This is a genomic window from Bradyrhizobium sp. SHOUNA76 (assembly GCF_023006445.1).
Taxonomy (GTDB): domain Bacteria; phylum Pseudomonadota; class Alphaproteobacteria; order Rhizobiales; family Xanthobacteraceae; genus Bradyrhizobium.
Genome location: NZ_JALBHA010000013.1, coordinates 20118 through 32326, shown reverse-complemented (window position 1 = coordinate 32326; position 12209 = coordinate 20118). Strand labels below are relative to the sequence as shown.

General features: G+C 57.4%; 15 protein-coding genes. 7 read left to right on the top strand and 8 right to left on the bottom strand.

Annotation, left to right across the window (positions count from 1 at the left end; all coding sequences use genetic code 11):
- The first annotated feature begins 22 nt into the window (after positions 1–22).
- Positions 23–223 (top strand): hypothetical protein, encoded by a 201-nt coding sequence (locus MOV74_RS03640; protein ID WP_246918005.1) that lies wholly within the window; start codon positions 23–25, stop codon positions 221–223.
- Positions 224–841: 618 nt separating this feature from the next.
- Here the strand turns inward: MOV74_RS03640 and MOV74_RS03635 are convergent.
- The 5 genes from MOV74_RS03635 to MOV74_RS03615 are packed head-to-tail and all read right to left on the bottom strand — an operon-like array spanning position 842 to position 2954.
- Complete coding sequence (locus tag MOV74_RS03635; RefSeq protein ID WP_246918002.1) at positions 842–1090, bottom strand: hypothetical protein; 249 nt, start codon at positions 1088–1090, stop codon at positions 842–844.
- Positions 1090–1425 (bottom strand): KTSC domain-containing protein, encoded by a 336-nt coding sequence (locus tag MOV74_RS03630; RefSeq protein WP_246918001.1) that lies wholly within the window; start codon positions 1423–1425, stop codon positions 1090–1092. The genes MOV74_RS03635 and MOV74_RS03630 overlap by 1 nt, the downstream gene beginning before the upstream one ends.
- Entirely contained in the window at positions 1425–1643 is a 219-nt protein-coding gene (locus MOV74_RS03625) for a hypothetical protein (RefSeq protein WP_246918000.1), read from the bottom strand. Before MOV74_RS03625 ends, MOV74_RS03630 begins: the two co-directional genes overlap by 1 nt.
- A complete protein-coding gene (locus tag MOV74_RS03620; protein ID WP_246917998.1) occupies positions 1640–2170 on the bottom strand; it encodes a hypothetical protein in 531 nt (176 codons plus the stop codon). Before MOV74_RS03620 ends, MOV74_RS03625 begins: the two co-directional genes overlap by 4 nt.
- On the bottom strand, positions 2160–2954 hold the full coding sequence (locus MOV74_RS03615; RefSeq protein WP_246917996.1) for a hypothetical protein: 795 nt from the start codon (positions 2952–2954) through the stop codon (positions 2160–2162). Before MOV74_RS03615 ends, MOV74_RS03620 begins: the two co-directional genes overlap by 11 nt.
- Positions 2955–3353: 399 nt before the next feature.
- Between MOV74_RS03615 and MOV74_RS03610 the strand changes: the two genes are divergently transcribed.
- The 6 genes from MOV74_RS03610 (at position 3354) to MOV74_RS03585 (ending at position 10344) form a co-directional block, all read left to right on the top strand.
- Positions 3354–3944 carry a hypothetical protein gene (locus tag MOV74_RS03610; protein WP_246917994.1) on the top strand — a complete coding sequence of 197 codons (591 nt, stop codon included), beginning with the start codon at positions 3354–3356 and terminating at the stop codon, positions 3942–3944.
- A 20-nt stretch (positions 3945–3964) separates the two neighbouring features.
- Positions 3965–4783: a chromosomal replication initiator DnaA gene (locus MOV74_RS03605; RefSeq protein WP_246917992.1), complete on the top strand. Its 819-nt coding sequence runs from the start codon at positions 3965–3967 to the stop codon at positions 4781–4783.
- Between the two features lie 7 nt (positions 4784–4790).
- Positions 4791–5318: an MltR family transcriptional regulator gene (locus MOV74_RS03600; RefSeq protein ID WP_246917990.1), complete on the top strand. Its 528-nt coding sequence runs from the start codon at positions 4791–4793 to the stop codon at positions 5316–5318.
- Between the two features lie 852 nt (positions 5319–6170).
- Positions 6171–6542, top strand: a complete 372-nt coding sequence (locus MOV74_RS03595) for a hypothetical protein (protein WP_246917988.1) — start codon at positions 6171–6173, stop codon at positions 6540–6542.
- Positions 6543–6809: 267 nt separating this feature from the next.
- Entirely contained in the window at positions 6810–7820 is a 1011-nt protein-coding gene (locus MOV74_RS03590; protein WP_246917986.1) for a PAS domain-containing protein, read from the top strand.
- A gap of 415 nt (positions 7821–8235) precedes the next feature.
- The gene (locus MOV74_RS03585) at positions 8236–10344 is read left to right on the top strand and encodes a methyl-accepting chemotaxis protein (protein ID WP_246917985.1); all 2109 of its coding nucleotides are present in this window, start codon (positions 8236–8238) and stop codon (positions 10342–10344) included.
- Between the two features lie 577 nt (positions 10345–10921).
- On the opposite strand, the gene MOV74_RS03580 is transcribed toward MOV74_RS03585, so the two are convergent.
- The 3 genes from MOV74_RS03580 to MOV74_RS03570 form a co-directional block, all read right to left on the bottom strand.
- Positions 10922–11104 carry a hypothetical protein gene (locus MOV74_RS03580; protein ID WP_404979109.1) on the bottom strand — a complete coding sequence of 61 codons (183 nt, stop codon included), beginning with the start codon at positions 11102–11104 and terminating at the stop codon, positions 10922–10924.
- Between the two features lie 473 nt (positions 11105–11577).
- A complete protein-coding gene (locus tag MOV74_RS03575) occupies positions 11578–11799 on the bottom strand; it encodes a hypothetical protein (RefSeq protein ID WP_246917983.1) in 222 nt (73 codons plus the stop codon).
- The gene (locus tag MOV74_RS03570) at positions 11796–12032 is read right to left on the bottom strand and encodes a hypothetical protein (RefSeq protein ID WP_246917981.1); all 237 of its coding nucleotides are present in this window, start codon (positions 12030–12032) and stop codon (positions 11796–11798) included. Before MOV74_RS03570 ends, MOV74_RS03575 begins: the two co-directional genes overlap by 4 nt.
- Between the last annotated feature and the right edge of the window lie 177 nt (positions 12033–12209).

Sequence of the window (12209 nt, the reverse complement as noted above, 5' to 3'; positions counted from 1 at the left end):
GAAAAATATGGAGAGCTGCGCCATGAGTGATCCCGAGCTGAATGTTAAGTTCTGGCCGCCCAGCGTGACGGCTAAGGGGGCAAAAGCCATCGAGGCCATCCGCCGTCCGTTGGCCTTTGCGGTTTACGCCCGTCCGGTGGTGGCAGTTATTCTCGGCCTCGCTGTCGTATTCAGCGGTCCCGAATTTTTGCCCTGGGCGTTTCGGTTGTTGAAGTTTTGGTAGGCGAGTGCGTGTTCTGGCCGCAGAAGGGTGAACAACTGCTTTCATGAAATGGGCGGCTAAGGGCGGTCGTCAGTTCGTCCACAGAAACTGAATTCAGATAAGCTATTGGAAGTACGAGTGAACAGCGTGATAGGTGCGTGGGGTACGATTCCCGGTCCATCCCCCTTGCGCTCCCAAAAATAATCGGCGACAAATCTGAACCCCAAACACCGCTGGAGAGCGATCCTATAAGGAGAGCTGTGCCATGCGTGTCGTCCACATTTTTGAACAACGGTGGAGGGGGCAGGGGCGGTGCGTTGCGCCGTTCTCGAATCTGTGCCTCCATACCTCTGCAGAGTCGACGGTTCTCCAAGAATTCAAATGGAGGACTATGTCGTGAGTCCGCCCCCGAAATTGACCGTCAAGTTTTGGCCGCCCAGCGTCACCGCCGAAGGCGTTCGGGCCATTAACGCCATCCGCAGGCCCTTGGCCGCCCTGGTCTATGCCAGAGCAGCAACCGCCGTTATTCTCGGCGTCGCCCTCGTCTGGGGCGGGCACGAATTGGCCCCTAGGGCGCTTCTGTTGTTGAAATTTTGGTAGGCGCAGGTGGCCTTTCTGACGGAGCCTCAAAGCCAGGGCTCATTGGCGGAAGCCTTTCGCGACCCAGCCGATGATACGTCCGATAACGTAGACGACGAGCGGCGGCAAAACGACATAGAACGCGATGAAAATATAGTCCCGCCCGCTTAGCGGGGTATGTGGCACGTTGTAGTCTTTGCTGAGCCTCAGGTTTTGTTCGATGTCGTTCCAAATATCAAGGCCGGCGTACACGGCCCATACGATCGAGCCGACGACCCAAACCCTGAAAAACCCTTTGCCCCAATTCATCAGTAGCTCGGCACCCTATGCGTCCGGCAATCGTACGGCCCGTCCTTGCCCGTCCCCTTGATGTTGGCGTTGTAGTAGCGCCCGTGGGAATCCGCTGAGAGCAAAGCATCTACCGTTGATTTTGGTATCTCGCAGTAATGGTAGTAGGTGTCTTTCAACAGAATGACCATGTACTGGTTCGCCGCGTCGTAGCAGACTCGATTAATGAAGCTGCTCTTGGTGTCCTGGCAGGCGAAAGGTTTGAGGTCGACCGGGCCGCGATACTTCACGGTGACCGTCTCGGCGCAGGCTGGCGTGGATACTGCCAGCGCGAGGAGGAATGCGAGGCGCTTCATCATCTTCTCCAGTTCTGCCCCAATTCGTCGTCGAACCAGGCTTCCGCATCGTAGTTTGCTCCGGTGCGAGACCGGAAATCGAGACAATGGGAATAGTGGGCAAAGAGCCAGTCCTTGAAAGCGTACCAGCTCGGATGTTCCCGCTTGTCCTCAGGAAGGGTATCGAACCAAGTTGTGGCGAGCGAGCGGATAGCCTTTTCGGCCTCGTCCTTCTTCATGCCTTCACCCGAGGTTGGACAAAGTCGAGGGAAAATTCAGATACGAGAACGCCAGCTTTAAATTGTTCGACGGTTAACGATGCATTCTGTGTGTCTACCTGGAGAAAATAACCGAGCTTGTACCCGCAGACGTGGTCAGGCTCGACGCCTTCAGGGCAGGCGGTGGTGAGAGACTGAAGCCGCTCGCGGTCCCGCTGCTTGTCGGCTTCGTCTCCGTCGGCCTTCTTCATCTCAACAGCAATGAGGTTATCGTTGGGGAGTTCACCGCGACTATGAAGGAGGAGGTCGCAAACGACGTTAATAGGCTCACCCGTCACGGCGCTCCTGATCCTCTTCACTCTGTCGCCGTGACGGTTGTACTCGGTATCGACCCAATACCCTTCGAGGCCGTGCTGGTTCTTCACGTGCTCAACGTACCAAGCCAAACGGTGGCACATTGCCTGTTCATGGGCGTTCTTGCGGACCAGCGCGAACTCGCGGCCGACAAACGCCTGAACGGCCTCCCGAAAGATGTCCTCAAGCGCCATCGCTCTCGTCCAGTAGGCCGAAATTCAAGTCGAGAAACACGTCCTCAGGCGGAATCTGCTGCTCTTTGCAATAAGCGTAGATCTTCAACCACTCATCCCGCAAAACGACATCGTACTGATTGTAACCGGCGCGCTCTGAAATGTGCCCCATGCCGTGATGCTCAAGAATGCCCATGAGTCTTTTGAATTTGGTTGGACCTATCGTAAAAGCAGCTACTGTGTCGTGAACGTCGAGTTCATCTACATTCAGCCGGTTCATCCGCTCAGCGAGCCGGATAGCGAACTGCCTTTCGTTTAGAGGAACTTCCTTGAGGCTATTCAGGAAGTCAGTGATCTCCTTCAATTCTCGTTCAACATCCTCCGGGTCTAACCCTTCACCGTAAGCCTTTAGCGTCTTCGGATAGACGGGTTGATTGATCTGGGTCGCATCCACGAACTGCTCGATGAGCTGACGCTCGGCTTTCTTGAAACGATCCTCGTGGGCCTTCTTGATGGCGCGCAACTTATCGGGCGACCAATCTGCCTCGTTTTTCTTGTCGTCAATGATGTCGTGGTGTTTCCCGCAGATAATGAACAGGTTGGCCTCAGCTCGCCGCCCTTCGTCGGTCATCGAGTCGAGATACCTGGCTCCCCCTGGCTCGGCCGCATGGATATGCGCAATCTTCCCAAGCATGGTGCCCGATGGGTCAACGAGCGATTCGGTGCAATTGGGCATTGCACACTGGTTGCCTGTGTAGGCGAAGAGTTTCTTGATGGTGCTTTGCGTAGGCGCGAGACGTGGCATGGGCAAATCCAATAAAAAACCCCCGAAGGGGCTTCGTCCTGGCGCCGAGGGGTGGGGGGAGGAGGCGCCCAACCTCGCTAGATTAGTTGTGTACGTCGACTACGACAACCCAGTTGTCTTTGTTGTCGGCGAGCGCCCGTTTCCGGCGCTCTTCGAAGTCGGGTGTTAGAAGGTAAGCGCCATAGCCGCTGCCGTGCTCCGATCGTTCGTATATTCCAATATTTTTTCGGCACCCAATGATCGCCCGAAACAAAAAAATAGGGAGAAGCCCAGCATCTGCGGGACGAGCACATCCGGGAGCAGCTGATAGCCGACAACGCCCGGTAGCCTACCCGGGATGAATCTGCTACCTGAGGTTTTTAGCCGGGACTTGGTCTCGGCTTTTTTTATGAGCCCGCGATGTCCAAAATCATTAACCCCCGGCTGTTCAGCCAACAGTTCGGGGTGCCAAAGGCAGATATTGATAAGGCCGGCTTTCTGGACCCCCTCCTGAACGCCGACACGAAGCTGTTCATCGACCCCTTGCTGCTGCGGAAGAGCGGGAATGCTACCCTCCGGACCAAGGGCGTTGCCGCCTTTCGGAAGCGCACCGCCGACATCGTCAGCCTCCTGATGGCGAGCCCGACCAACAGCGGCCCGGCCTGGACGGCAGCCCTCCGGCTTCTGGACCTCCACGAGCGTCGGGAGACCTGTTTGGGATATGGGGGAGCGGGGACCTCCGGGAGCAGCCGGCCCGATGGGTTGAAGACCCGCATCTTGAACACCACGCGGGACATCGTGAAGCTGGGAGTCACCAACCCCGAGATCATCGGGCTCATGGGGATCTTCGAGGACGATGTTGGACCGGACACCATTAGCGACATGACCACCAACTCCCTCTTGGGAGTGCTGCAGGAAATCACCCTCGGGTTCTGCTCGAAATACTCGATCCCGACGGGGAAGTTCATCTGGGGCTGGAGGAGTATGAGCTGCCCATTAACCCCCTCGTGAGTGGCCACGGGTTCCTTCTGGTGCCTAAGGATGTCCTCCGGGAGCTTCCCGTCGCCACGGACTGGTCGGACATCGACAGGGTCGTCCAGCACAACGCCATGCTGCGGAAGATGGTCAACGCCATGATCGGCAACATCGCCAAAGCGACCATCAAGGAGAAGAAGCACGCCCTCAAGACCCTGGCACTTCAGTCCGAGAGCACCTTCCAGAAGCTCTTCACCGACCTTCTGAAGGGAAATCTGCAGGGCTACGATTTCGGCAAGGACAGGAAGAATGTCGAGGCATTGCGCGAAACGCTCACATCGACGCCGCAGAAATTCCCGCTCTACATCGCCAAACCCGCAACACCATCCTTCCCGGAGCTTCATCGGGTCGTGAATGAGATCACGGCGCAATTCAAACACCTGGTCGAGAACTGCGATCTCTCCAGACTTTTGTGGGACAACTCCAACCCGAAGTCCGAGAAGGCTGCTCAGTTGGTCTACTTCGGCGTCGCGGACTCGTATTGCAAGGCAAACAACATCGACATCTCTCCCGAAGTCCATTCAGGGGGAGGGCCGGTCGACTTCAAGTTCTCCACGGGCTACGCGGGGCGCTTGCTTGTCGAGCTCAAACTATCGAAAGGGAAGGTCGTCCAGGGTTACGAGGAGCAACTGGAGACGTACAAAGCTGCCGCACAAACCGAGGAGGCGCTGTTCCTGATTATCGACGTGGGCAAGATGGGTTCGAAGCTGACTAAGATCAAGAAAATCCAAGTCGAGAGGATTGCGGTGGGCCAGAGGGCCGCGGACATCGTTGTGGTGGACGCAAAGCGGAAGCCATCGGCGAGTAAGCGGTGAGGTCCACATGGCGTGGGTGAAGATCAATCCGAGCGAAATCCTAAAAGGTTTCCCGAACATGCAGGACTATCTCCCTTACCTCGAAGAGCTGGGGAAGGAGAGCCCGCGGGGCAAGGTCCTCATCTCGACGGGGTTCATGGAGCAAGTGCTCAAGGAGATCCTGTGTGCCTTTCTGATCGAGGGGAAGGTTGCTGAAGAACTGTTGGAGGGCGGCAGCGCGCCGCTCGGGACGTTCTCCGCTCGCGCAAAGCTCGCCTTCACGCTCGGCCTCATTTCCGAAACGGAATTCCAGGACCTCGAATTGATCCGCAAGATTCGGAATGAGTTCGCCCATAACGTCAAAGCGTCGTTCGAGGACTCGGAGATCCGCAATCGGTGCAAAATTCTAGAGCACAGGGTGCGCGACCATCCCGACCGGCCGATGCGTCCAGAAGAGCAGTTCACGACAGCAGCAACGGGATTGCTGCTCGATCTCGTGAACCGAGCAACCTATGTCAGCAAGAAGCGGCGCTCCTACGGTAAATGGAAGCGGTGATGAGCAAGGCATTTCGCAAGTCACCATCACCCAAGTCAGTCTGTCGGTCTGGCGCCATCGAGCGGATTGCGGTGCGCGAACTCGCGCACGAACGAAAAGTGCACGTATCTGGTGCGATTTCTGGTGCGGTAGCCGCGCTGCGGGCAACGAGAACGAAGTAAGCCATTGATCACGTTGGTGGGCCCGGCAGGACTCGAACCTGCAACCAGACCGTTATGAGCGTTCGGCTTGCGGTGCGATAGCCGCCACGTGCAATATAGCTGGGTCGGCAACGCTCCTTTGCGCTTCTCCGTTGGGCCTGAAAGACTACTGGCTGGGTCGTCGAAGGGACAGGGCAGTTGACCGACAGTCTTTGGTTGGAACTGGAGTCAGTTCGGGCCAAGTTTGGTTGGCTCGGTATCGACATAACAGACCGGTTGGTTAGGCATGCAAAGATCGACGTCTCGGGAATATCGGCCAATCAAGCAGAAATCCCGGCAATACAAGATAACTCTGCAAATGGCCGATAGTCTGGGCAACGTAGGGATATGCGTCCGTGAGTTTAAGGTAGCTTGAGTGGTTGGGGCAGCCGCCGGTGGCTGACGAGCTTCCTTTTAGTTGAGCCGCTCACTGACAAGCAACTACACGACCGCCCCGCTAACTCATAAGCCAACTATACAAATGCAGTAGGTTCGTTGGCTGATTAGGTTTCGGCACCAATGGAGTCAGTTCACCGACTGATAAAGTTTCATACGAAAGCTTATCAGTGTCCAGGGTAACGGAACGTCGCAAAGCCTATCAGTGGATTCTGAAGGCCAACCCTCCGGCTCGGTAAACACGGGTTGAGCCACGACTTTGGATAGGGAACCTGAAATGGTATCCACGTTCGGTCAAGAGCTGATGCGGGTGGCCCTGGAAGGGGAACTCGAGGCGAAGTTCGGTCTCTCGTTCGTGCTGGTTGACCGCGAGTATCTCACCACGCTCCGGCGCGAGCGTGGCTACACTGCAAACCCGTGGTCGTCCGGGTCGCGGTTCATCATCTCGCACTCGCTGATGGTCGATGAGACCTACATCGGCGGTCTTCGGGACCTGCTGGGCGAGTTTCGCGCGCAGGCCCTGCTCATCCTCGATGAAGCGCATCATGCGGCACCGGCGAGCGGATCGCGTTACGCGGTCGACATGAGCGCGCCATCTGCCTTTCACGGGTTTTTCCCCGGCCATGAGGGCTTGGGAGTTTTGGTGTGATGACGGTGCTGTCGATGAGCCGAGCGACTATTCTGGTCTTCCGATTTCCGCGACGAGGTCCTCGCCCGTCTGCCCATCGATTCGGTCGAGTGCGTTCTTAGCGGCCGTCTATTTTGGTTTGAGGGATCGAGTGAGAACAAGTGGTCACGACCAGCACGGTTCGGTTGCAATGCCTGCCTGCGATCGCATGCCCTTCAGTCTAGCATCGCTATTGAATTGTTCTACAATTGAGAGTTGAATGCTAGCATTTAAGAATGGGGGCTGATTTTGCTTCAGCTGGAGGCACATCTTGAACTGTCTGATGTGCTTCGTTTGATGGAAGAAAAGCTGGGAGCAGGTGTCTGGCGCTGTGATGCATCCGGCCAGATGCAATGGTCGCGTGGCTTTTTTGGGCTGCTCGGATTGGATCCGCATGCGGTGTCGCCTTCATACGCGGAAATCCAACGAAGAATTCATCCGGACGATCGCGGTCCGAATCGCAGTCCCAGCGAGTTGATGACAGATCGGACGTTGCTCGACGGTGAATTTCGCATTGTTCGGCCTACTGGCGCTTTGCGCTGGATTCATTGCCACACGGAAGTACTGCTAGATAGAGCAGGTGAGCCGGAATGTATCTTGGGGATTGCTCTCGACATTACCGCGCAACGTCGGTTGCTCCAGACGCTACGAAGTGACGCTGAGCGCTACAGCGCTTTAACCCAAGTGGTAGGCGGTCTGCTGTGGATCGGTAGTTCCGATGGTCGGATCACGGCACTGCCGAATGGCGAGAAGACACCGGAGGCAAATCAGTTCTTTGGCAAAGGTTGGGTTGATCTTCTTCACGAAGACGAGCGTGAGGCGGCCCTGAGAAACTGGACGGCCTCGGTCGAGACGGGACGGCAGTACAGTGTCGAACATCGGCTGCGACAGCCCGACAATACATATCGGTGGTACCATTGTACGGCAGTGCCTGTCACCAATGCGGATGGCAGCATCCAGGAATGGATGGGTCTCTCCATTGACGTGCATCAGGAAAAGCTCTCCGTCCAACGCGCGGCGACATCGCCGCTTACGGGCGCGCAACTGCGCGCAGCCCGCGGCATCTTAAATTGGTCTGTGAAGCAATTGGCCGCGCGCACAGGGATTTCGGCGGCCATCATCCGTCGGCTTGAGGAGTACGATGATGCTCCCCCAATGCCGGACGAGACCATGGAAATCCTTCGCCGCGTCTTTTCGGCTGCGGGAATCGAGTTCTTGTTTCCGTCTGTGGGTAAGCCTGCAGTTCGGCCGCGACAATGATCGAGACAGGTTGTCGCAGCCTTGCTCCTCTCACTCGCCATGAATGGCTTGAAGGACTGTCTTGGCAATCAGTTTTGGGGTTACGCGCGCATTCCGCGGCCCAGCGAGCTAAAAATTTGCGAAGAGCGCGACCTAGGTTTCGTAACAAAGCGCTGAACCGACAATTTTTGCTCGCATGAGGAAGATCGAATCAATTTTCTTCTTAACCAACTCGCAGGCAATTGTCTTCACCATCGTCTACACGCTTAGGTGGGGGTGGGAAGCGTCAGTTGCAGTTTCAATTGAGCGAATCCAAGGAGCTTTTTGGCATCTGCGCCTAAAAGCCGTCGTCGGTTGCGGCGACTAAGTGCGTCACATTCAAATCCATTCTTGCCGATCTTTTTTTTAGGGGTCCGATGACCCGCGGAGCGTTGCCATGCCTTTCAAAGTCAAACTTCGGATTCGTGGCCGGCTGATTTCGGGATTTTTTGCCCTGTGCGCGATTATCGCGCTTTCTGTCGGGTACACAGTGTTTGCGGTCGGCGGGATTTCCACGACCGTGGATCGCATGGTGAACCTGCGCACTCCCGTCGCACTCGCGAGCACGGAGCTGGTCGGCAATCTCTATTCCACACTGGCGACATTGCGTGGCTATCTCCTGACCGGAAATCCGCAAGGCAAGCTCGATCGGGCCGCAATGTGGAAGGAAATGGATGCCACAATTGCTGGCTTCGATGAGAAGGCGGTACATTTTACCAACCCGGAGAACAGCCGCAAATGGGCCGAGGCCAAGGCGCTGCTCACTGAATTCCGAGCTGCGCAAGACAAAGCCGAAGCCGTCGCGTTCACTTCCGAGGCATATCCAGCCACCAAGCTGTTGGTGACCGAAGCCGGTCCGCGCGCCGAAACAATCTTTTCCGAGATCACCGGGATCATCAACGAGGAGGAAGGCCTGGAGGCGACGGTGGAGCGAAAGCGACTGCTGAAAGCCATGGCAGACACGCGCGGCAATTTTGCCGCTGCCACCGCTCAGCTTCGCATGTACCTCTTGTCGGGCGAAAGGAATGACAAGGAAAAATTCTTCAAGCCGTGGGAGCTCTTCGAAAAAGGCTACACTGCGGTGAGCGCGAAGAAGGACCTGCTCACGCCGTCTCAGCTGCTCGCTTTCGAGAAGATCACGAAGGCGCAGGGCGAATTTGTCCCCCTTTACGAGAAGATGTTCGCGGTCCGAGAGGCCGCGGACTGGAATGCGCCGGTGCATATTCTCGTATCGGAAGCGGCGCCGCGCGCGGTGAAAATTCTCGACCTACTTGACGGGCCGAAGGGCGCCGATGGCACCCGCTCTGGAGGCATCAAGACGAACCAGAAGAGGATGCTTGCCGAAGAAAGCCATCGGGTGCAGACCAGCATATCGTTCCTGAAGCAGGTCCTGTGGGGCTTGCTCGCGACAGGGCTTGGCCTCGGCACCGCGATTGCGTTGCTGACCGCTCGGACGATGGCGCGCCCGATCCAGGGGATGACCGCCGCCATGTGCAGCATCGCGGGAGGCGATACGTCCACGGCGGTCCCCGGCATGGGCCGCGCCGACGAGGTCGGCGAGATGGCGGAAGCGGTTCAGGTCTTCAAGGACAATATGATTGAAACGGACCGGCTGCGCGCCGAACAGGCGCAATCGGAGGCTCGTGCCGCTGCCCAACGCAAGGCCGACATGCACCAACTCGCCGGCCGGTTCGAGGATGCCGTCGGAGAGGTCATCGAGACGCTGTCGTCGTCTTCGACCGAGCTTGAGGCAGCGGCCAAGACCCTGAGCAGGACGGCCGAGAGCACTCAGGAGCGCTCCAGCATGGTAGTTGCGGCTTCTGAGGAAGCCTCGACCAACGTCCAATCGGTTGCTTCCGCCACCGAAGAGATGAGTTCATCAGTCACCGAAATCAGTCGCCAGGTGCAGGACGCAGCCAGGATTGCGGGGGCGGCAGTGGGGCAGGCGCAAAAAACTAACGATCGCGTCAACAAGCTGTCGCAGGCGGCAACTCGTATAGGCGACGTGGTCGAACTGATCAATACGATCGCAGGACAGACCAACCTTTTGGCCCTGAACGCAACGATCGAAGCGGCCCGGGCCGGCGAAGCCGGACGCGGCTTCGCTGTCGTTGCTTCCGAAGTCAAGGCGCTCGCGGAACAGACCGCGAAGGCGACTGGGGAGATCAGTCATCAGATCACCGATATGCAGGCGGCCACCCAGGATTCCGTCGTCGCGATCAAGGAAATCAGCGGCACGATCGGTCGGATCTCGGAAATCGCTTCGGCCATTGCCGCCGCGGTAGAAGAACAGGGAATGGCTACGCAGGAAATAGCGCGCAACGTCCAGCAGGCCGCGCAAGGTACTCACGAGGTCGCCTCCAATATCACGGAGGTGCAGCAGGGGGCCACGGAAACCGGTTCAGCCTCAAGTCAGGTGCTGGCCTCGGCGCAAATGCTGTCGAACGACAGCGCGCGGCTAAAGACAGAGGTCGAGAAGTTCCTGGCCACTGTACGCGCAGCTTGAGGTCCACATGACAAGTACCTCGACATCAGCGGGTCACGCTGGAGGGGTCACAGCGACAATCTGTGATGGAGCATCCGAGCCGACGGCTGCCAACATCATCCCGCTGCCATTTAGTCTAGAGCGATACCTGATCGTCCAGACCAGAACGGACTGCGAGTTGCTGCGACGTAACGTGAATGTCGTTATCGAATGCCTTAGAGCTCTCAATGGGCTGCTTGAAGATGTGGATGACAGATCGATACGTGAGGAATTTCAACATCGGGTGACGCGGCTGAGCGAGCTGCTCGTGCTTCGGCTTGATCAGCTATCTGCCGCGGATCGCTTGCTGCAGGAGGTGCTCCCGTATGCCTAACCGGGATGGATTGTACTGCGCGCGTACGTTCGTCCTTCAACACCTCCATGTAGGCCTCGATAACATCGTGTCCCATCGCGCGGAGCGCCGCAAGGGAGACCGGTCGGCGCCGCGTACAGGAATAGTTGCGATGCGAGCGAGATTACCTAATGCCAGTAGGCCCCGCGGTCGCGATGTGCCCCTTTTCCGCCCATTGCATCCTCGATCATGGATGCCAGCGCACCTTTATCGCTCCGGTTGGGTGCTAGACACTGTCGTGCCAATGGCGCGCTCTACCTCTCTAGCCAACACGCCCAGATGATCGGCAAGCCTCGCGAACAACTCTCGTTTTCGCAGATCGGTGGCTAGATCGCTGATCGATTTGCAGTCGGCGGCATCGTTGCGGAGCTTCTCCAATTGCTCATGCATGTCTCTCATCTCAGAGTGGCCCCGGTACATCCTCTGTTCATTCAGTCGAATTGATGGAGGGGTACTTGAGCTCCCGCCGATCCATTTCCGAACGGAGCAACCCAGCATAGTCACGAAGATTGTCACCAACAATGCGGGAGCGGCCGCCATTCGCGCGATCAGCCAACACTTGCCGCCGCACACTTTCCCAGAGAGACAATAAGGTCTGATCTTTCGAGCTTGAAAAGTTCATCCGCAGGCCCTCAGTTTTTGGCCGCTCGGATCGTACCGCGTACCTCGTGAGCCTGATTGTTCGGTCGCCGGCATAGCCGTGGTGAAGCTAAACGCTCGTTGCACATTGGTCACACCGTCTGCAGGTTGCAGGACAAACGGGAGATGACGCGGAAGATGACGATGATTCCGGTTTTAGCGCAGAACTCGAACACGGACGGTAAACTTCACGCCGCGTCTGCCACTGGGCGCAGCATGATAGGCTAGTCGCGTACGACCGGCGGAAGGATGCTCTGGCCGACAAAGCTCGCTCTCTCTGGAGGACTCGGAGGTGGCAGGCCATATTCCCTGGCCCGCTTGGCGGCAAGCTTGCGGTATGCGGCCGCCTGCTCGAGCAATTGGGATTTGAAGGCCGAGTCGGATTCACTGGCCGCAAGCTTTTCGAGCTGGATCGCACGCTCGAGATATTCTGTCAGCAGCTTCATGAGATTTCGCGCGACTTCTGCGCCGCCAGATGTCCGATTGCCGAGGGCGGCCCTCCACCAGGTGTCGCCAACCAGTCATTGATTTGCAATGCGGCTTCAGCCTGCCTCACGCGCTTCATCAGAAGCTCCCGCTCCGTGCCGGGCGGCCGCTGTTCGGCGGCTTTTCGGAATTTTACAGCTTCCTCGATGAGCCGCTGACTGAACGAGGCTGACTGCTTAATGCGGCGACGCATGCCAAATATCCTCGAAATCGCCCTTCACGGAACCTTGACGCCCAACGCAGACATTCGATTTAGGTTCCGGGTGAGGAACATAGTGACGGCATGTCTTTGTTTGACGTGATGTCAAACTTGGAAGTCGTCGTCCTGCAGTGGTCTGCCGGGAATTTGCTGCCCTGCAATGCCGGAGGC